Source organism: Rhodovastum atsumiense, from assembly GCF_937425535.1.
In the GTDB taxonomy this organism is placed as follows: Bacteria; Pseudomonadota; Alphaproteobacteria; order Acetobacterales; family Acetobacteraceae; genus Rhodovastum; species Rhodovastum atsumiense.
The window spans coordinates 5,784,844-5,805,587 of sequence record NZ_OW485601.1 but is presented as its reverse complement, the minus strand read 5'-3'; the positions used below and the strand labels follow the sequence as shown (position 1 = coordinate 5,805,587).

General features: G+C 69.5%; 13 protein-coding genes. 8 read left to right on the top strand and 5 right to left on the bottom strand.

Annotated features, from left to right (window positions below; all coding sequences use genetic code 11):
- Positions 1–99: 99 nt before the first annotated feature.
- The gene (locus NBY65_RS26150; RefSeq protein ID WP_162530658.1) at positions 100–1,182 is read left to right on the top strand and encodes a patatin-like phospholipase family protein; all 1,083 of its coding nucleotides are present in this window, start codon (positions 100–102) and stop codon (positions 1,180–1,182) included.
- A 392-nt stretch (positions 1,183–1,574) separates the two neighbouring features.
- Here NBY65_RS26150 and NBY65_RS26145 read toward each other — a convergent pair whose 3' ends face one another.
- From NBY65_RS26145 to NBY65_RS26135, 3 genes are all read right to left on the bottom strand, one after another.
- On the bottom strand, positions 1,575–2,900 hold the full coding sequence (locus NBY65_RS26145; RefSeq protein ID WP_150042210.1) for an outer membrane beta-barrel protein: 1,326 nt from the start codon (positions 2,898–2,900) through the stop codon (positions 1,575–1,577).
- A 248-nt stretch (positions 2,901–3,148) separates the two neighbouring features.
- Positions 3,149–3,619: a polysaccharide biosynthesis/export family protein gene (locus tag NBY65_RS26140; RefSeq protein WP_239002876.1), complete on the bottom strand. Its 471-nt coding sequence runs from the start codon at positions 3,617–3,619 to the stop codon at positions 3,149–3,151.
- Positions 3,620–3,902: 283 nt separating this feature from the next.
- A complete protein-coding gene (locus NBY65_RS26135) occupies positions 3,903–4,913 on the bottom strand; it encodes an acyltransferase family protein (protein WP_162530657.1) in 1,011 nt (336 codons plus the stop codon).
- 194 nt (positions 4,914–5,107) lie between these two features.
- Here NBY65_RS26135 and NBY65_RS26130 point away from each other — a divergent pair, with 194 nt between their 5' ends.
- The 6 genes from NBY65_RS26130 (at position 5,108) to NBY65_RS26105 (ending at position 14,060) form a co-directional block, all read left to right on the top strand.
- Positions 5,108–6,547 (top strand): oligosaccharide flippase family protein, encoded by a 1,440-nt coding sequence (locus NBY65_RS26130; RefSeq protein ID WP_162530656.1) that lies wholly within the window; start codon positions 5,108–5,110, stop codon positions 6,545–6,547.
- A 246-nt stretch (positions 6,548–6,793) separates the two neighbouring features.
- On the top strand, positions 6,794–8,281 hold the full coding sequence (locus tag NBY65_RS26125; protein WP_162530655.1) for an exopolysaccharide biosynthesis polyprenyl glycosylphosphotransferase: 1,488 nt from the start codon (positions 6,794–6,796) through the stop codon (positions 8,279–8,281).
- Positions 8,282–8,306: 25 nt separating this feature from the next.
- Positions 8,307–10,565 (top strand): GumC family protein, encoded by a 2,259-nt coding sequence (locus NBY65_RS26120; protein WP_162530654.1) that lies wholly within the window; start codon positions 8,307–8,309, stop codon positions 10,563–10,565.
- A 31-nt stretch (positions 10,566–10,596) separates the two neighbouring features.
- A complete protein-coding gene (locus NBY65_RS26115) occupies positions 10,597–11,979 on the top strand; it encodes an O-antigen ligase family protein (protein ID WP_162530653.1) in 1,383 nt (460 codons plus the stop codon).
- Positions 11,980–12,084: 105 nt separating this feature from the next.
- Positions 12,085–13,068, top strand: coding sequence for a CorA family divalent cation transporter (locus NBY65_RS26110; RefSeq protein WP_250265743.1), 984 nt, complete (start codon positions 12,085–12,087; stop codon positions 13,066–13,068).
- A 98-nt stretch (positions 13,069–13,166) separates the two neighbouring features.
- The gene (locus NBY65_RS26105) at positions 13,167–14,060 is read left to right on the top strand and encodes a DMT family transporter (RefSeq protein ID WP_150042202.1); all 894 of its coding nucleotides are present in this window, start codon (positions 13,167–13,169) and stop codon (positions 14,058–14,060) included.
- Positions 14,061–14,239: 179 nt separating this feature from the next.
- Here NBY65_RS26105 and NBY65_RS26100 read toward each other — a convergent pair whose 3' ends face one another.
- Both NBY65_RS26100 and NBY65_RS26095 read right to left on the bottom strand, forming a co-directional pair.
- Positions 14,240–16,255 carry a lysylphosphatidylglycerol synthase domain-containing protein gene (locus NBY65_RS26100; RefSeq protein ID WP_150042201.1) on the bottom strand — a complete coding sequence of 672 codons (2,016 nt, stop codon included), beginning with the start codon at positions 16,253–16,255 and terminating at the stop codon, positions 14,240–14,242.
- A gap of 19 nt (positions 16,256–16,274) precedes the next feature.
- Positions 16,275–17,855, bottom strand: a complete 1,581-nt coding sequence (locus NBY65_RS26095; RefSeq protein WP_150042200.1) for a lysine--tRNA ligase — start codon at positions 17,853–17,855, stop codon at positions 16,275–16,277.
- Positions 17,856–17,918: 63 nt separating this feature from the next.
- Between NBY65_RS26095 and NBY65_RS26090 the strand changes: the two genes are divergently transcribed.
- Positions 17,919–20,744, top strand: a complete 2,826-nt coding sequence (locus NBY65_RS26090; protein ID WP_150042199.1) for an ATP-dependent DNA helicase — start codon at positions 17,919–17,921, stop codon at positions 20,742–20,744.

Here is a 20,744-nt window from a genome sequence, read left to right as displayed (position 1 = left end):
ATGCATAGTACGGATGCGGACCGGCATCGGATGGATCATGTTGCACTGCAACATAAGACCCCCAAATGCGTTGGCGGTGCAGCATCGGGATATCCTGTCATGATCCGGATCCGCAGGGCGAACGAACGCCGCCGGCCAGACGTACTGCCGGTGACGCTGGCGCTCGAAGGGGGCGGGGCCATGGGCGCCTTTGCCTGGGGGGCGATCGAGCGCCTGCTGGATGCGCCCGGGCTGCGCATCGGCGCGGTCAGCGGCGCGAGCGCAGGGGCCATGAACGCGGCCCTGCTGGTGCAGGGGCTGGCGACGGGCGGGGCGGCGGAGGCGAAGCGGCTGCTGGAGCTGTTCTGGCGCCGGGTGGCGGTGGCCGCGGGATCGCTGGATGGCCCGACGGAGGCCTGGTTCCACATGCTCAGCAGCGCCATGGCGCCGGTGGTCGGCGCCCTGCGCGGCGCGACGAATTCCTGGGCGCCAGGGCCCGCCGGGGCCAATCCGTTGGCCGGCGTGCTCGAGGGGGTACTGGATCCGACCGCCTTCGGGCGGCCCGGGGCCCCGACCCTGGTGGTTTCGGCGACACGGGTGCGGACGGGCGAGGCGCGGCTGTTCCGTGACGGCGAGGTCACCCCGGAGGTGCTGCTGGCCTCGGCCTGCCTGCCGCAGTTGTTTCCTCCGGTCGAGATCGACGGCGAGATCTATTGGGACGGAGGCTATTCAAGCAACCCGCCAGTACGGCCCCTGATCGAGGCGGGAGCGCCACCGGACATCGTGATCGTCCGCACCACTCCGATCGAGCGGCCGGAAGTTCCGGCGAGTGCCGCGCGCATCCAGGAACGGACGCACGAGATCGCCTTCGGCACGGCGCTGCGGCAGGAGCTGCGGTCACTCGCGGTGGCGCAGGTGCTGCTGTCCGGGATGCACACGCTGCCGCCGCCGCTGGCACGGCTGCGTGCGGCGCGGCTGCACATGATCGGGGCGGAAGAGGAATTCCGCGAGGTCGCCGCCCGCAGCAAGCTGTACCCGACCTGGGCCTTCCTGCAACGGATGCGTGGCCTCGGCGCGGAGGCGGTCGATCGTTTCCTGGCCGAGCAGGGGGATGCCCTGGGCAGGCGTTCGACCATGGGGCTGTGTCGTTTCGCCCGACCACTGCTGCCTGATCTGGCTGGCGACGGCGTCAGACCGGCATGACGGGCAGGGATGGTACAGCATCAACCCCCGCGCGCCCATGAGCGTCATGCGGGGGTTTGGGTGCGAAGAAAGTTTCTTCGCGCTCGGTGATGTATAACCCGAGCACAACTTGGACTTCTGAAGTCTGTTGCCGATGCCAAGAAAGTCGGCAACTAGAAACGGCCCGGTGGATCTAAGCTATCTATTTGGCCTCCTCCTGCAAGTGATGGGGAAAGTCTGAGACCGATAGCGGCGCCTTGTCAAGCGCGATTTAGGTGCGCGACCGCATGCAGTGGTAACGGTTTTGCGCTCCCACCTGGACACGCAGCAAAGCCGACAGGGGCGCGAGACGCGCAAACGGCCGCTCGATCCATTTCGGATCGAGCGGCCGTTTGGCTGGCCGTTTGGCTGCGTCAGAGTTGGAAGCGCAGATTCAGCAGCGTAATGTTCTGCAGGTAGGATCCGCCCCGCACCGGAGACGTGACGCTCCCACCGGTATCGCCTGTCTGGTTGATCAGGCTGTAGTTGAGGCCGAGCCGGAAATTCCGGTCGATCAGCCAGGCCGCGCCGACGCCCAGCGAGTAAAAGGTCTGGCTGGCGGGGCTGCCGATGTAGTCCGCGCGCTGGTAGCCGACATAGCCGCTCAGGATCACGTTGCGCAGATACTCATGATCGATCGAGATGGTGGTGCTGGTGTAGTCATAGCCGGCCACGGCCGGGTCGCTGGAATCCTCGATGGTGCGGGCGACGCGCCCGGTGACGGTGGTCAGCCCGGTCGGTGTCCAGATCACGTTGGCCTCACCGACCGGGGAGGTGCGTTGCTTGAACGCCGAGCTCTGGAAATCGCGAATCTCGTAGCCGATCAGGCCGCGGAAGCGCCAGACCGCGCTGGAGGCATAGTCGAGGCCGACCAGCACTGCGTAGCCGAGGGAGTTGTGACCCTGCATGGCGGTGCTGCTGACATAATCGGTGCCGGTGGTGCGCACTTCCAGCACGGCGTTACGCTGGGGGGCGAATTCGTAACGACCCTGCACCGCACCGCGATACACATTCCGGTTCTGATAGGACTGGCTGACCTGTGCGCCGGTGCCCAGGTCGGCCGGCGAGAAACGAAGCTGGGTGTAGTCGAAGCTTGGCAACAGCGCGAAACGACCGAAATTCGCATAGTAGCCGATATGGGCATTGTCGAGGTCGTAGGGGGCCGGCCGGGTGATGTAGCGGCGGGCATCGACCGATGTCGGCGTGACGTATCCTGACAGATGGGTGTAGCCGAGCTGCACCTGGTCACGGCCGATGTCGTAGGTGCCGCCGAGCGAGCCGTTCCACACCGTGGTGTTCTGGCTGTTGACCGAGGGGTAGCGGCTGTCCTCGACGCTGATCGAGGCGCCGAGACTGTTGCGGCCCCAGTCCGAATTGGCGGTCAGCGAAGCCTGGGAATTGATCACCAGGCTGCTCTTCTTGTCGTTGATGCTGCCGAGGACGTTGTCGTTGTAGCCGATGCCTTCGATCGCCCGTGGCCGGATGATGAAGCTGCCGGCCCGGATGCCGGGGGCATCGTATTCCGGGCGCATGCGCGACTGCACGGTGACACCGGGCTCGACATAGTAGCCGGGCGTGCCTTCGGGAAAATAACGGTCGAGCAGGAACTGCCCGACCGGCTGCGCGCTCGCGGTGGAGGCAATCAGCGCGCTGGCGCAAGGCAGCCCAGCGAACAGCAGGTTCAACCTGGAACGAGACATCAGATTCCTCCGCCAACTCACGGGGCGAGTTCAATACACCGCGGCGGAAGGATGCGCAGGGACCTTGCCGCATCGCGATGATCGCGATTGCGTGAGCACCTGTCACCCACCCCGACAGCGTTCTTCAGTCATTTGCAATGATCCAGGCTGATGGCGCAACAGGGATGTTACACTTGCGTATCCTGTTACGACGCGGACGCGCCGGGGAGAGATCCCCCCGGCGCCAGGCGGCACAGGATGAGCCGCCTTCAGAACCGGCGCTCGAAGATGGTGATGACATCTCCTGGTTGCACCAGGCTTTGACGCCCGGCCCGGTACTCGGTCGCCTTGCCGTCCTGCAGCCGCACGATGGAAGCGGAGTCCTCGACCGCGCGATAGGTGAAGCCGCCGGCCACGGCCACCGCGGTTACGACGGACATGCCGGGCTGGTAGGGGTACTGGCCCGGCCGGGTGACCTCGCCCAGCACGAAGACGGGTCGGTAGGCAATGATTTCCACCGCGACCGACGGATCGCGATAGAGATTCTTGCTGCGCAGCGTCGCGGCAACCTCATCGGCGAGCTGGTTGGTGGTCAGCCCGGCGGCCCGCACCTGTCCGAGCAAGGGCAGAGCAATGGTGCCGCTGTCGTTCACCCGGAAGTCGCCGGTCAATTGCTCGTCGGAGAAGGTGATGATGCGGATCTGGTCCCCCGGGCCGAGCTTGTAATCCTCGAAGGTCACGGCGGGAACCGGAGGCAGGCGGGATCCGGGTGAGCTGCATGCAGAGGCCGCCAGCAACCCGATCAGTAACGTCACAGTGAACAGTGAACGCAGAAATGAAGTCACAGTTGACTGGCTCCCAGACTGATGACAGTTCCGGGTTGAGTATAACGTTTCCTCCTCAATCGCCTATATTGCGCGAACGTTCCTCCGGCAGTTGTGACTGATGTTGCCACATCGTACCACCTTTTCACGGGATCGATGCGGCCGCGTCACGGTCAGGCTATGCACCTTCACGCATGCCCTATCCGGTCATGCGCGCGAGCACGGGGATCCGCCGCAGCACCAGTCCCTTCAGCGCAATCGGCCCGAACGTGCCCGCCGCCATCAGCGCGACCGCCATGATCGGGAAGCCCGTGGCGTTCCAGGCCAGCACCGTCAGCAACACCGCCTTCGTTGCCCCGATGAACAGCGTGTTGAACAGGTAGATGACGAAGCTCTCGCGGCCGAGGAATTCCAGCGCGGCGCTGCGTCCCATCGCGCGCGCGAGCCCGTGAATGGCCGGCAGTGACAGCAGCCCCGCGAGCAGGAGCGCCCATTTGTAGGGGAAATGCCAGAGCGCCACGCGCCAGTCGAAGGGGATCCAGCCCAGTGCCACCGGCACGGCCACCGCCGCCAGGGCCGCCAGCGCGAACGGCCAGGCCGCATCGATCCGCCGCAGCCAGCCGCGCCCCGCCTCCGCCGCCAGCCCGCCGGCGACGAAGAAAACGAAGAAGGTGCAGATACGGTCGAGGTAGAAGGGCGGCCCGACGGGCAGCACGTACAGCACCCCGGCCAGCAGCACCAGCCACAGCCGCCCGCGTGGCAACGCCAATACCAGCGGCGTGATCACCGAATAGACGAACAGGACAAACACGAACCAGACCGCGGTGGCCGGGCTGCGCGAGGTATCCCACAGCAGGTCGCGCAGCCCTACCCAGAATCCGGTGGGAAGATTGTCGACCGGCGCCACTTGCGCCGCCACCACCTTGACCAGCAGGGTGCCCAGGCCGAAGGCCAGGAACGGCACCAGCAGCCGCACCGCCCGCCGTCGCACCAGGCGTGGCCATAGCGCCAGATCCACCCGCGCCGTGCCCATCCGGAAGGCGAGATAGCCGCTGAGGAACATGAACAGCGGCATGTGGAACAGGTAGATCGCGATTCGCAGCGGCTCGTACCAGGTCACGCCCACGGGATTGTCCCGCGCCACCAGGTGGCCGAGCACCACAAGCAGGATCGCCATGCCTTTGGCGCGATCGAGTTCATGCAGGCGCACGCGAGGCGTTCCCTTGGCCCTCAATCCGCGTGGAAGCTGGACGGCGCGGATCAGGGCGGCGATAGAGGGGGGAGAAGAGGTGCGGTCCGACATGCTCAGCATGCCAGGAAGCGCAACAGGTCGCCATGCGTTGCCGCCCCTGGCGCGGACGTGACGGCCGTGCCGGTGTCATGGACAGGACCCGGATGCGGTTGATGCGGATATTGAAAAGCAATGTCTTTTGGTCGGGCCTCGAGGCGGCGGTGGCCGCGGCCCTGTCTTTCGTCTCCGCTTTCGTGATCGCCCGCATCGTCGGGCCGGCGGAACTGGGTGTCGGCGCGGCCGCGGTGGCGGTCCACATCCTGGTCTGGGTGGCGGTGAACGGGTTGTTCGCCGACCCGCTGGTGCAGCGCGCCGGGTTGACCGACGAGGAGGCGTCCAGCGCCTTCTGGGCTTCGGTGCTGGGCGGCGTGATCGGCGTCGGGCTGCAGGTGGCGGCCGGCTGGGCGGTGATGGCGGCGATCGGTGATCCGCGCCTCCTGGCGATGACGCTGGTGCTGGCGGCAACCTTGCCGCTGGTGGGGGCGGGCGGGGCGATGCAGGGCCTGCTGACGCGCCAGCGCCAGTACCGCGTGCTGGCCGGACGGACCCTGCTCGGCCAGGGCCTTGGCACGCTGGTCGGCATGGCCCTGGCTTGGGGCGGGGCCGGCGCCTGGGCGCTGGTGCTGCAGCAACTGACCACCTCGCTGGGGGGCGCGCTGGCCCTGTTGCTGGGCGGTGGCTGGCGGCCGCGGCCGGTGCTGCGACTCGCCCCGGTCCTGGCGCTGCTGCGCTTCGGCGCGCCGCTGGTGGCGAGCACGCTGGTGGTGAACGGGCGCTACCGCCTGTTCGCGGTGCTGATCGGCGGCACCGCGGGCCCGGCGGCGCTGGGACAGGTCCACATGGCGTTCCGGCTGGTCGACACCGTGCGCGAGCTGGCCTGCACGGCGATGTGGCGGCTGAGCCTGCCCAGCCTCTCGGAGCGACAGGGTGACCTGCCGGCGTTGCGGCGCGCCGTTTCACGTCTGGTCGAGCTCTCCGGCGTGGTGCTGTTCCCGGCAATGGGGGCGCTGCTGGTGATCATCGACCCCCTGGTGCATCTGCTGCTCGGCCCCGGCTGGGCGCCGGCGGCCACGGCGGCGGGGCCACTGATCCTGCTGGCCTGCTACACCTTCCTCGCTTTTCCCACCTCGGTTGCGCTGCTGGCGCGGGGCGCCACGTTGCCGGCCCTGGCCAGCAGCGTGGCAACGCTGGCGATCATGACGGCGGGAGTGCTGTTGTTGCGGCCGGAGACGCCGGCGATGGCCGCCCTGGTCTGGGTTGGCGCCCAGGCAGTTGTCATCCCACCGATGCTGGTGGTGAACGGGCGGATCCTGCAGGGCAGTGTGCTGGCATTGCTGCGGCCGGGGCTGCCGGCCCTGCTGCTGGCTGCCGCCGCCACCACCGCGGCGTTGCTGGTGCCGCGGGCGCTGGGCGAGCCCACGGCACCCCTCGCGGTTATGGCTTGCCGACTCGGCGTCGGCATGAGCGTGTATATTCCCGGTGCATTATTGCTACTGCGTCCCAGTATCGCTGCCGCGCTTGGAAGTTTCGGCTTCCGAGATCGTCCTGTATGAACAAAAAAATGTGAACAAACAATGGGTTTAAATCTGTTAACGCGCTGAATGCATGTCAATTTCGCCGGTGCAACTCTGTGTGTGACTTCAAAGGTACGGCTGGATGCATTTTCTACGTGGATTCAGCGATGTTGCGTCGCAAAAGAACTTTCTGATTTTAATCCGCGTTGCCCCCCTGAGCGGATTCTCAGCGGCAGTCCTGGGCCCCGTTCCGTGCCGTCCCGATCAAGAGTGATGGACAACACCATGAGCCGTCTCGGCGGATCCGTGCACTCCGTTGCGCTTGCGCCCGGGGTGGTGGCCTTTTCCCTGCGTCCGGCCGATTTCGGCCGATCCCCTGTGGCTCCCGCGCTGCTTGCCGCGCTGGTGCTGCTGCTCGACCTGCTCGTCTGCGTGCTGGCGGCGGGCGTGACGGGCTGGCTGGCGCCGGGGCAAATGCAACCATTGGCCACGCATGCCGGGCTGCTGCTGCCACCCCTGTGCATCGCCGCCATTGCCGGCAGCGGCGGTTACCGGATGACGATCCTGTGTGACACCGCCGCGCAGGTGACATCGGCCCTCGCCGCCGCCGCCGCGGCACTCGCGATCGTGTGGCTGGCTACCGCCGTGCTGTTGGGAGCGGGAGAGGTGATGACCGCCTGGACGGTCACGGGCGCCGCGGTGATGTTGCCGCTGCTGGCCGTGGAACGGGGCCTGCTGGCCGCGGCGGTGCTGCGCGATGCCGGCCAGCGCTTCGGCCCGCGCACTGTCATCGTCGGCCTCGGGCCGGCGGGGGCGAGGCGGGCCCGCCATCTCGGCGTGACGCGCCCGGGCGGACTGCGCGTCGTCGGATTGCTCGGCGATGAGATCCCCGTCGGTCCCGACGACGATGACGAGCAGGTGATGCCGCCGCATCTGGGACCGGTCGAGCACGTGTTTATGCTGATGCGACGGGGCCTGGTGGATCGCGTGGTCCTGGCCCAGCCCTGCACCGAAGAATGGCGGATCGGTGATCTCATCATGCGATTGGCTGACTATCCTGTGGAGATCTGCTTCGTTCCCGACATCCCGCCCATTGGGCCGGGCATCGGCCTGCCCGCCCGCGGCGATGCGATCCCGTTGCTGCCGATCGCGCATCCGCCGCTCAGCGGCGCGAGGGGAGTGGTGAAGCGGGTGGAGGACCTGGTGATCGCCTCGGTGGCGCTGGTGCTGTGCGCGATTCCCATGCTGGCGATCGCGCTGGCGATCCAGCTCGACAGCCCCGGCCCGGTGCTGTTCCGGCAATGGCGCACCGGCTTCGGCAATCGCGATTTCCGGATGTTCAAGTTCCGCACGATGTATCACCACATGACGGATCACGAGGCGCGCCAGCAGACGACGCGCAACGACCCGCGGGTGACACGGGTGGGCGCCATTCTTCGCCGCACCTCGCTTGACGAGCTGCCGCAGATCTTCAACGTGCTGCGCGGGGAAATGTCGATCGTGGGGCCGCGGCCGCACGCTCCGGGCACGCGCGCGGCAGGACGGACCTTCGACGAGGTGGTGGAACGCTACGCCGCTCGCCACCGCGTGCGGCCGGGCCTGACCGGGCTTGCGCAGGTGCGCGGGCTACGCGGCGAGACCCGCACCGAGGACCGCATCATCCGCCGCGTCGAGAGCGACCTTGAATACATCGACTCCTGGTCGCTGTGGCTCGACCTCAAGATCCTCGCCCGCACGGCGGTGATCGTGCTGCGCATGAAGAATGCCTACTGACCCCCCCGTGAGCGAAGAGACGCAGATGCTCCATGTCCCGGGCGGGGCAGCGTCCGGTCCCGCCCCCGAGCGGCGCACGCGCGTGGCGGGGGGCGGCGATCCGCCGCATCTCGCCGCCCATGCCGTCTCGGTGGTGCTGTCGATGCTGCGCCGGCGGATCTGGGCTTTCGTGCTCTGCGCTGTGGCGATCCCGGTCATCGCCTTCGTGGTGCTGGAGCAGATGGCGCCGCGCTACACCGCGACCGGTACCGCGGTCTACGAGCCGGAAAGCTATGCCGCGCAGGAACTGCAGAGCATCCTGCGGGTCGATCCGATGACCGACGCGGTGATGGCAAGCCAGGCCGAGATCGTGCGCAGCCAGCAGGCGACCGAGCGCCTGATCGACCGTTTCGGCCTGATGAACAGCCAGGAATTCAACTGGACCCTGCGGCCGCCTTCGATCTTCGCATCCGCCGTGCAGATGCTGCGCGACGGGCTGGATACGGTGTTGCGGCCGGTGCTGCCCGCGCTCGCCGACCTGCTGCTGCCCGCGCCCAGGCCCCCGCCCAACCCGGTGGAGGTGCGCCAGTCGGTGGTGCGGGCGGTGCAGAACGCCATGGAAGTCACCGTGGTGCGGCAATCGCACGTGCTGAACGTCAGCTTCACCACCGAGGACCGCCAGCTTGCCGCCGACGCGGTGAACGCCATGCTGGAATACTACATCGCCGACCAGCTCGCCCTGAAGTTCGATGCGGTGCGCAACGCCACCACCTGGCTGCAGGCCCGCGCCGATGAACTGCGCCGGGAAGTGCAACTCAGCGAGGACAAGGTCACCGCCTATCGCACCCGGACCGGGCTGGTGCAGGGCGTGCAGGCCGCGCTCGACACCGAGCAGGTCAGCCGCGTGTCGGCGGATCTGCTGCAGGCCCGCAACGAACTTGCGCAGGCAGAAGGAAAGCTGGATGCCGCGCGCGGCGGCCGCGGCGCGCAGGCACAGGCGGCGGTGGCGCCGAGCGTGGTGCAGATGCGCACGCAGATGGACACGCTGAACGCCCAGTTGCAGTCGCTGACCTCGCGGCTCGGCTCGCGTCACCCCGACGTGCTCAGCCTGCGCAACCAGATCGCCGACCTGCGCCAGAGCGTCGGCAACGAAACCACGCGCGTGGTGGCGGCAAGCGACGCCGAAGTGCGCGCGGCCCGGGCCCGCGTGGCCTCGCTGGAGCAGAACCTGAAACTGGCGCAGGCCGAATACGATCGGAAAGCGCAGTCGCAGCTTCCGCTGAATGCCATGGATCGCGACCTGCAGGCCTCGCGCACGCTGCTGCAGACCGTGCTGGCGCGCATCCAGCAGACCCAGCAGCAGAACGCCATCGAGAAGCCCGACGCGCGGGTGATCTCCTCGGCGCTGGTGCCGGCCGAGCCGAGCTTTCCCAGGATGAAGATCCTGATGCCGGCGGCCGCCGTGTTCGGCATCCTGTTCGGCCTGCTGGTGGTCTACCTGCTCGACGTTTCCGACAGCACGCTGCGCAGCGGCGATGACGTGCGCGCCGTGCTGGGGCTGCCCTGCTTCGCGCTGATCCCGCAGGTGCGCGCGCGGCTGCTCGGGCGGGCGCGGCTGGAGGACTACGTCGTGCGCAAGCCGCATTCCTCCTTCGCTGAGCAGATCCGCGCGCTGCGGGCCGGGCTGTGGCTCGACAACGGCAATCCCCGGATCATCGCCATCACCGCGGCGCGGCCGGGCGAGGCGAAGACCACCACGGCGATCGCCCTCGGCCGGTCGGCGGCGCTGAACAACGAACGCGTGCTGGTGCTCGACTGCGACATCCGCCAACCGAGCTTCGGGCGGATCATGCGCGCCGAGCACGGGCTCGGCATCGCCGACCTGCTGCTCGGGCAGGCGACGCTCGAGGAGGTGATCCGGCGCGACCGGCTGACCGACATGGATTTCATCCCGGCTGGCAGCAACCGCGTAAATTCGCTCGGCCTGTTCATGTCGGATGCGATGAGCCGCGCGATGGAATACGTGCGCGGTCGCTACGACCTGGTGCTGCTGGATGCGCCGCCGGTCTTCGCCATGACCGATGCGCGCATCATCTCGCGCTGCGCCGATGCGACGCTGCTGTGCGTGCGCTGGCGCGAGACGCCACGCAGCGTGGTGTCGCGCTCGCTCGACCTGCTCGACGAGGCGGATGCACGGGTGATCGGGGTGGTGATGACGCGGGTCGATCCGCGCGCGCATGTGCGCGGCGGGCACACCGATTCCGAGGTGTACCATCCGCGCTATGGCGGCTACTACCGGGACTAGGAATGCCACCATCCGCTTTCAGCAAGGCACCATGACCCGGCCCCTCATGCGGCCGGCCACCCCCGTCTTCATCGACCATCACGTGGCGCAGACCGTGATCGTCACGGCCGCCGTGCTGACCATCCTGGCCTTCGCCGGGTTGTCGCTGTGGAATCCGCAACTGGTGCCCTATCTGCTGGGCGCAGGGGTGCTGCTCTGCCTCGGGGCATTCGCCGTCCCGTTCACCACCGCGCTGACGGTGGCCTGGATGCTGGTGGCCGCTTCCAGCCCGGAGATGTGGGTCGCCGACATCACCAGCCCGGCGCTCGGCACCACCATGGCCGGGATGGTGAAACTGGGGGGGTTGGCGCTGGCGGGGCTGTGCGTCCTGCGCACCGGGCTGCGCCTCGATCTGTTCAATCCCGGCTTCGCCTTCGCGGTGATGTTCGTGACCGGCGTGGGCCATGGGCTGTTGCCGGGGCTGACGCTGGGCGACAGCCTGCGCACGCTGCTCGGATCGGCCGGTCCCTATGCGTTTTCCTTCGCGCGCCTGACCCGGGGCTGGTGCGCCGCGGTGATCGCGACCACGATCTGGGCAGCACCGTTCGCGGTGCTGTTCGGCGCGGCGCTGGCAGGCGCGGGGCTGCGCGACGTGCTCATGGTCACCGAGGGCTCGCTGCGCCTGGCCGGCTCCACGCATCCTGCCTTTCTCGGCGCCTTCGCGATGACCGGCATGTACGCCGCCCTGCTGGAGCTGTGGCGCGGCGGACGGATCGTGAACCTGTGGCTGATCGCGCTGAACGGGGTGATCCTGGTCGCCTCGGGCGCGCGGGCGCCGCTGTTCTGCGCCGCCGTGGTCATCGGCTTCAGCTTCTTCTTCCTCCGCTCCGAGGCGTTCGGCCCGATGCGGCGGGTCCTGCCGCTGCTCGCCGGGGCGATGGTCGTGCCGATCGCGGTGGCGCTGGCCAGCGGCCGATCTTCGCTGCGGCTGCTGAGCGTGTTGTCGGGCGAGGCGCGTTCGCTCAGCGGGCGCGACATCATCTGGCCGTTCTTCCAGGCGGCCTGGGACGCGTCGCCCTGGTTCGGCTGGGGCGTGGGCGCGGGCAAGGTGGTGGTCGATCCCGACAGCCTGACGGCGAAGCTGCTCGGTACCACTGCCGCCCATAACGAGTACCTGCGCATCGGCGTGGACGGCGGCTGGTTCGGGCTCGTGCTGCTGATCGTGGTGATGGCGCTGTGGTGCTGGCACTGGACGCGGGTGATGCCGCGCATCGACAAGGTGATCATGCGCCTGGTGTTCCTGATGTTCGCGGTGCATTCGGTCACCGACAACACGCTGATCGCCAGCACCGCGAGCGTGCTGTTCGCCTGGATCTCCGCGGTGTTCGCGCGGGCGGCGCTGGAACGCGAGGCAGCGGAGGCGGCAAGCGGCTGACCCCCGGCGCTGCCACGGCGCTTGCATGACCCGGCGGGCGGCAGCTATGTGCCGCAGCAGGATCATGACGGTGGCGGGGCGCCCTTTCCACACCGGGAGCGTTGCATGGATCTGCCGGAAACGTCGGGTCGGCCCGATGGCCTCGCCTGGGCAGTCGCCTTCCCGCCGGACGTGCGGCCGGTTGCCGGTGAGCCACGTCCGCCGGGGCAGGGGGGCTGGGACTGGCTGCATTACGACTTGGTCCATAGCCGGGCCCGCGCCGCCATCGAGGCGGAGCCGGTGTTCCCGCCCTTCGCGCTGCGGCTGCTGACCGGGACGGACGAGACTCCGCGCATCGTCTCCGATGGCGAGGCGGTGGCCGGCGTGCTGCCGAGCTTCGCGCGCACCTCCGGGCCCGACCAACAGGAGATTGTGTGGTGGCGCTTTGCCATGCTGCCCGGACGGCTGATCACGGCGCGCCGCCGGCCGATGCGTTCGCTGGCCGATGTGTGGTCGGCGCTCAGGACCGGGCCGGTGCCGGGCGGGCCGATGGAGTTGCTCGACGGGGCGATCACCGATTTCGCCCGGGATGCGCGCCGGCGCGTGGCGGCACTGGAAGATTCGCTGGATTCGGCCGAGGACACGCTGCTCGACCGCAGCCTCCCTGCCGATCTTTCCGGCGTCGGGCCGCGCTTCGGTCTGGTGCGGCGCGACCTGACCGACATCAAGCGTGCCCTGACGCCGCTGGTGCGGCTGCTGGACGAGGACGCCGAGGAACTGCCGGCCTGGGCGAAGCAGATCCCACACGACGCGGCCCGCACGGTGCTGGTCGGCGCGCTCGAGGAAATCGCGGCGCTGCACGACCGCGCGCGGGCGCTGCAGGACGAACTGACCACGCGGCTGGCCGAGGAAACGAACCGCCGGCTCTACATCGTCTCCGTGGTCACCACGGTGGTGATGCCGGCGACCCTGGTGGTGGGCTTCTTCGGCATGAACACGGGCGGGCTGCTCTGGGCCAACCATAACTGGGGCACCGCCTTCGCCGCCGCGGTCTGCCTCGTCGCCATGCTCGGCACGCTGCTGCTGATGCGCTGGAAGCGGCTGCTCTGAACCACCGCCCTGGCCGAGATGCTGCCCTGCACAGGGGTGCCTTGACCCCCCGGTGAGCCGCGGACAGAGTTTCGCAACTCACCGGGGAATTTCGTAAAATGGACGCCGCCGAAACGCGGGCAACCGATAACCCGCTGCGCGGCGTCGCGCTGATCATCGGTGCGTCGCTGATGTTCAGCCTCTCCGATGCTTCGGCGAAATTCCTGAGCCGGTCGCTGCCGGTGGTTGAAATCGCCTGGATCCGCTATGTCTGCTTCGTGGCGATGGCGGTCATCCTGGTCGCCCGCAGCGATGGCCGCCTGCAGCGGCCGCGCAGCTCGGTGCTGCAGGTGTTGCGGGGGCTGGGCCTGGTCGGCTCGGCGATCTTCTTCATCCTGGGCGCAAGCCGCATGCCGCTGGCCGATGCCGCCGCCGTCAGCTTCGTCTCGCCGATGCTGATCACGCTGCTGTCGATCCCGATCCTGGGCGAGCAGGTGGGGATACGTCGCTGGGCGGCGGTCGCGGTGGGGCTGTTCGGCGTGCTGGTGGTGGTGCGGCCCGGCACCACCGCCTTCGATCCGGCGGCGCTGATCGTGCTGGCCTCCTCGGCCTGCTGGGCGACCGGCTCGGTGCTGACGCGGCGGATGTCCCAGGGCGAGCGCGCCACCACCACGCTGCTGTGGTCGGCCCTGACCGGGCTGGTCGTGCTGACGGCGCTGCTGCCCACCGGGGTGAAACTGCCCACCCTGACGGAACTGGGGATCGCCCTGTTCCTGGGCACGGTGGCGGCGATCGGGCAATACCTGATGCTGCTGGCCTACCGCCATGCGGCCGCCTCGCTGCTGGCGCCGTTCAGCTACCTGCAACTGATCTGGTCCACCGCCCTGGGCTGGCTGGTGTTCGCCGCCTTCCCCGATGGCTGGACCCTGCTGGGGGCGGTGATCATCATCGGCAGCGGACTCTATACGGTGCACCGCGAGCGGGTGCGCATGCGCGAGGCGCGGGCCAAATAAGTGGCGGGGCGCTGCCCCGCACCCGCCAGGAGGCTTTGCCTCCTGGACCTCCACCAAGGGCTTCGCCCTTGGAACCCGATACTCTGTGCCGCGCAGCGCGAATGGGATCCAAGGGCCTTGTGGCCGTCACGCGACCGCGTGCGTGCGCACGACGGCAGGTCCAGGGCGGAGCCCTGGCCTTATTCTGCCGCGGCCTGCTCCGGATGGTCGAGCTGGGGCAGCAGCGGCAGCAGGGTGCTGAGGTCGCGTTCGGCGCGGCACACCAAATAGTGGGTCGCGTGCGGCCCTTCCTCGTCCTCGGCGTCGCCAAGCGGCATGCCGTCAGGCCCGAGCGGCAGCGCGGCCAGGCCCAGGTCGGCATAGACCTTCAGCAGACCGCGTTCCGCCCGCCAGATCGCCGGCGTGAGCCCTTCCTGCCGCGCGAGGTCGCGCAGGCGCCAGATCGCAGACACCCGGTCGCTGTCGGCCCCGGCCGGATCGCCGAGCCCCAGCATCACCCGGCCGACGCGGCGGAAGGGAATGCCGGCGCGCTCCGCCTCGCCCCAGATGATGCCATCGGCGCGGGCTGGCGGATCCGTTCCAAGCGAGGCATAGCGCAGCCGCGCCTCGGCGCCCCAGCGCAGATAGCCCACCCGTCCGGGACGCAGCAGCCGCCACAGCGCCAGCAGCGCCAGCAACACCGCCAGTGCCACCGTCGCCCGCAGCGAGTTCGACAACTCGGGCGAGAGCACCACCTCCCACCAGGAATTGTCGGCGAGCCAGCGTACGTGCTTCTCGTTGGCCACCAGTGCCAGCACGCAGCCGATCAGCGTCAGCAGCGGCACCACCACCGATGCGTCGAGCTTGCCGGTCAGCAGCCTTGCATGGCGGTAGAATGCGCTGCGGAACGGCGCGATCAGCAGGGCGGCCAGGACCAGCAGGCCGGGGATCCACACCGGCTGTCCTTGCACCACGGTGAAGGCCGCAGCCAGCAGCAGCAGGCCGATGGTCAGCCCCCAGGCCAGGGTCACGCGCTGCGACAGCGCGATGGCGCAGACCATCAGCGCGGCGCCGATCAGGCTGGGGGCGAATTCGCCGGCCTGCGAGGCGACTTCGCCGAAATCGGGATCGATCCAGGAGAAATCCGGCCGGTGCTGCAGCACGCCCAGGCCGAGCAGCAGCGCGCCGCAGATACCGACGGCGCCGGTGACGGCGGCGACCACGAAATCCGGCTCGCTCCAGCGGGCCACCGCCACGCCACGCCGTCCCGGCGGCGCTTTCAGCAGGGATCGGCCACGCAGCAGGATCTCGTTGCCCGCGAACAGCCCGCCGGCGAGGAACAGCGGAATGATGTAGTAATACAGGCGGAACACCACGATCGCGCCGACGATCTGCGGCGGATCCATGTACGGCGACAGGCCGAGCAGCATGGCCGTGTCGAACACGCCGATGCCGCCGGGGATATTGGCGGCGAGGCCGGCGGTGTAGGAGGCGACGTAGACGCCGAGGAAGCGGATGTAGTTCATCCCCTGCGCTTCCGGCAGCAGCGCATGCACGATCGCCGCGGTGACCGCGACGTCCACCGTCGCCAGCATCACCTGGACGATCGCCATCCGCCAGCCCGGCAGCTCGATCTCATGCCCGAACAGGCGCAGATGCGGCGTCATCCGCGAGAGGGTGATGTAGGCGGCGACGATCGCCCACAGCAGCAGGCCGATCGCGTACATCACCCAGGTCGGCAGATGCTGGCCGAAGAACGGCACCGCCTCGGGCTCGACAAACAGCACGATGCCGCCCAGCACCATGCCGCCGAGGCCGAAGGTGAGGCTGCAGAACGCCACCACCTTGGCGATCTGCAGCGGGGTCAGCCCCCAATGGGCGTACAGGCGATAGCGCACCGCCGCCCCGGAGACGGCGGCGAAGCCCAGGTTATGCGCCAGCGAATAGGCGCAGAACGAGGCGAAGGCGACCTTGCCGTAGCTGACCGGCCGTCCGGCATAGTAGGTGCCCAGGCGGTCGTAGAAGGTCAGGATGCCGTAGGACAGCAGCGTCCAGCCGAAGGAAATCGCCAGGGCCTCGCGCGGGATTCCCTCCAGCGCGCGGGCGATGTCCTCGATCTTGAGGCTGCGGAATTCCTTCTGCACCACATAGATGGCGCCGATCAGCAGGACGACCCCGAGGATCGCCGGAAGATGGCGCAGCCAGCGTTTCAGCATCTCGCCCGGCCCCGCCCGCTCAGGCCGGCGTCCGAGCGAGCGCGGTCTCGATCAGGGTTATGGTTTCGGGGATGCCATAGAGCGCGATGAACTGGCCGAAGCGCGGCCCTTCCTGCTGGCCCAGCAGCACCTGATAGAGACAGCCGAACCAGGCGCGCAGTTCCGGGAAGGGATGGCGCTTGCCGACATCGTAGAGCAGCGTCTGGATGTCCTCGGCCGGGGCATCCGCGGGCAGGGCGCGCAGCCCTTCGGCGAGATCCTGCAGCGCCGCCCGCTCGGTGGCATCCGGCTCGCGGAACTGCTTGGCCGGGCGGACGAAGTCACGGTAGTACGCCAGCGCGTATTCCACCAGCCGTGCCAGGAACGGCATGTCCTCCGGGGTCGCCTGCGGGTTGTAGCGGCGGATGAAGCCCCACAGGATGTCCGGCGTCTCCGCGTTCACCACGCTCGCGAGGTTCAGCAGCATGGCGAAGGACAGCGGCGAATGCGCTTCCTGCGGCACCTGGCCGGCATGGATGTGCCAGGCCGGGTTGGCGGCGCGCTCCACGCCCTCCTGCTCGTGCGCGCGCGCGGCATTGGCCAGGTACTCGTCGACCGCGCGGGGGATCACGTCGAAATACAGCCGCTTGGCGCGCTGCGGCTGGTTGAACATGAACTGGCCCAGGCTCTCGGGGGGGGCGTAGCGCAGCCATTCCTCCACCGACAGGCCGTTGCCCTTGCTCTTGCTGATCTTCTGCGCCTGTTCGTCGAGGAACAGCTCGTAGGTGAAGCCCGTCGGCGGCTCGCTGCCCAGGATGCGGCAGATCCGGCCGGACAGCTTCACGCTGTCGATCAGGTCCTTGCCCGACATCTCGTAATCGACGCCGAGCGCATGCCAGCGCATTGCCCAGTCCGCCTTCCACTGCAGCTTGGCCGCGCCGCCGGTGACCAGGGTCTCGAACCACTCCTCGGTGTCCGGGTCGCGCCAGGCGATGGTGCCGGCCGCCGGATCGAGCTTCTCCACCTTCACCTGCATGACGATGCCGGTCTTCGGATGGATCGGCAGGAACGGGGAGTAGCTGGCACGTCGTTCCGCCCCCAGCGTGGGCAGGATCACCGCGAGGATCTCGTCGTGCCGCTCCAGCACCCGCAGCAGCGCCGCGTCGAAGCGGCCCGAGGCGTAATATTCCGAGGAAGACGCGAATTCGTAGGCGAAGCCGAAGGAATCGAGGAAGGAACGCAGGCGGGCGTTGTTGTGCGCGCCGAAGCTCGGATGGGTGCCGAACGGGTCGGGGATGCGGGTCAGCGGCTTGCCCAGGTGCTGGGCCAGCATCTCCCGGTTCGGGACGTTGTCCGGCACTTTGCGCAGCCCGTCCATGTCGTCGCTGAAGGCGAGCAGCTTCGAAGGGAGGCCGGTCAGCTCGGTGAAGGCATGCCGCACCCAGGAGGTGCGGGCGACCTCGCCGAAGGTGCCGATATGCGGCAGGCCCGAGGGACCGTAGCCGGTCTCGAACAGCGCCGAGGACTTGCCGGTCCGGGCGAGCCGTTCGGCGACCTTGCGGGCTTCCTCGAAGGGCCACGCCTTCGGAACGGCCGGGAGAGAGGATTGTGTGTCTGGCATTTCGCGGCAAGCTATGGACGGGGGGTGCCTTGGTCAATCGCACGGCGCCCATATAGTGCTTCCATGACCGAACGCGCCATCCATGCCGCGGCGCGCCCGCGCCTCCGCCTTCCCGCCGCGCCCGCGGTCGTGGCCGGAACCGGCCGGGCCGCCATCCTCACCGAAGACGGCGAGGTGCTCGACCTGCCGGCCGAGGAAGCCGCCGCCCGGCTGCGCAAGATGGCGCCGCCGCTGCTGGTGCATGCCCCGGCCACGCTGCGCCGGCTCGGCCTGCGCACGCTGCCCGCGCTCGACCTGCTGGAACTGTTTGCCTTCGTACTCCCAGGCCATCCGGCGGCACCGACGCCGCGCGGCCTTGCCTTGGCGCTCGACCTGAAGCCGCCCGGGCCGGGGCTCGAGTCCGCCGTCTCGCTGCTGCCCGACCTGACGCAGGCGCTGCTGGCGCGGCTGGCGGCCGGCGCCTCGCTGCCGCTCAACCGCGACGCCGCCGCGCTGGCGGCGCGGATGGGGCAGGCGGGCTGGGACTGGGCGGACTTCGTCATCGCCGCCGCGGGTGGGCCGGCCGTTGCCGGCGCCGACCCGCTGCGGGTCTGGCGCCGCCTGCCGGAATGGGAGGAGGTGGCGCCGCCGCCACCGCCCGCCTCGCATCCGGTCTCGCCCGCCGATGCCCGCGCCCGGCTCGGGGCGATGCTGGGCGAGGGGGCCGAGGAGCGCCCCGGCCAGTCCGACTACGCCGCCGCCGCCGCTGCCGCCTTCGCCCCGCGCGAGCAGCGCGGCGACCCGCATCTGGTGCTGGCCGAGGCCGGCACCGGCACCGGCAAGACGCTCGGCTACATCGCCCCGGCCAGCCTCTGGGCCGAGCGGAACCAGGGGCCGGTCTGGATCTCCACCTTCACCCGCCACCTGCAGCGGCAGGTGGAGGCGGAACTGGTCCGGCTGCATCCCGACCCCGCCGAGCGCCGCCGCCGGGTGGTGATCCGCAAGGGGCGGGAGAACTATCTCTGCCTGCTCAATTTCGAGGACGCGGTGAACGCGGCGCTGGCCGGCAACGCGGCGGTGCCGGTGATTCCGCTCGGCCTGATCGCCCGCTGGGCGCTGACCGGTACCGACGGCGACATCCAGGGTGGCGACCTGCCCGGCTGGTTCGCCGAGCTGTTCGCCGGCGGGCTCATCCCGGCCCTGGCCGACCGTCGCGGGGAGTGCATCCATGCCGCCTGCCCGCACTGGCGCCGTTGCTTCGTCGAGCACACCATCCGCCGCGCCCGCGGCGCCGAGCTGGTGGTGGCGAATCACGCACTGGTGATGGCGCAGGCCGCCTGGGGCGGCATCGACGACACCACGGTGCCGCTCCGCTACGTGTTCGACGAGGGGCATCACCTGTTCGATGCCGCCGATGGCGCCTTCGCCGCCACGCTTTCCGGCGTCGAGGCGGGCGAGCTGCGCCGCTGGCTGCTCGGCGCCGAGGGCAGCCGCTCCCGTGCCCGTGGTCTGCGCCGCCGCATCGAGGAACTGGTGGCCGAGCGCCCGGAATTGCTGGCGCCGCTGGATGCCGCGCTGCAGGCCGCCCGTGCGCTGCCGGGGCCGGGCTGGTCCAGCCGGCTGCAGGATCCCGCCCTGGACCCGGCCCCCGATCTGGCCGGCGTGGAGCCGGGCCGGCAGAATCCCTGCGAGGCCTTCCTGCGCGCCGCCCGCCAGCAGGTGCTGGCGCGCGCGCCGGGCGAGGGCGAGCCCGGCCGCGGCAGCGTGGAATGCGACCTGTTCCCGCCCGCGCCCGGCCTGGCCGAGACGGCCGCCGACCTGGATCGGGCGCTCGGCCGGCTTGCCGCTCCGCTGGAACGAATCGTGGAGCGACTCGCCGCCCGGCTCGAAGACGAGGCTGAGGAGCTCGACGCCGCCACGCGCAACCGCATCGAGGCGTCCTGCCGCTCGATCCGCCGCCGGGCCCTCGACCGGCTGGCCGCCTGGCAGGAGATGCTGCGCAGCCTCGCCGCCGACCCGCCCGCACCCGGCATCCGCCCGACCCAGGTGATGTTCCTGCGGCTCGATCGCTGGGACGGCCGCGATGCCGATGTCGGGCTGCACCGGCACTGGCTCGACCCGACCATTCCCTTCGCCCTGAGCCTCGCCCAGCCGGCGCAGGGGCTGCTGGTCACCTCGGCCACGCTGCGTGATGCCGGGGCGGGCGATCCCGAGTCGGCCTGGGCGGTGGCGGAGGCGAGGGCAGGGGCGGTGCATCTGCCATCCCCGGCGATCCGGGTGGCGGTGGCCAGTCCCTTCGACTACGCCGCCCAGACCCGCGCCTTCGTGGTCACCGACGTCAATGCCCGCGACATCGCCGCGCTCGCCGCCGCCTATCGCGCCCTGTTCCAGGCGTCCGGCGGCGGCGGGCTCGGGCTGTTCACCGCGATCAGCCGCCTGCGCGCCGTACACGCCCGCATCGCCCCGGAGCTGGAGGCGGCCGGCATCCCGCTGCTCGCCCAGCATGTCGATCCCATGGACAACGCCACGCTGATCGACATCTTCCGCACCGAGGAGGAAAGCTGCCTGCTCGGCACCGACGCGATGCGCGACGGGGTGGACGTGCCCGGCCGGGCGCTGCGCCTGGTGGTGTTCGAGCGCGTGCCCTGGCCGCGCCCGGACATCCTGCACCGCGAGCGGCGCGTGCATCTCGGCGCCGGCGATCCCACCGGCTATGACGACCGCATCGTGCGCTTTCGGCTGCGCCAGGCCTTCGGCCGGCTGATCCGCAGCACCACCGATCGCGGCGTCTTCGTGCTGCTGGATCGCCAGACCCCGACCCGGTTGCTCTCGGCGTTTCCGCAGGGCGTGGCGGTGCGGCGCCTCGGGCTGGCCCAGGTGGTCGCCGAAACCCGTGACTTCCTGAGCTGA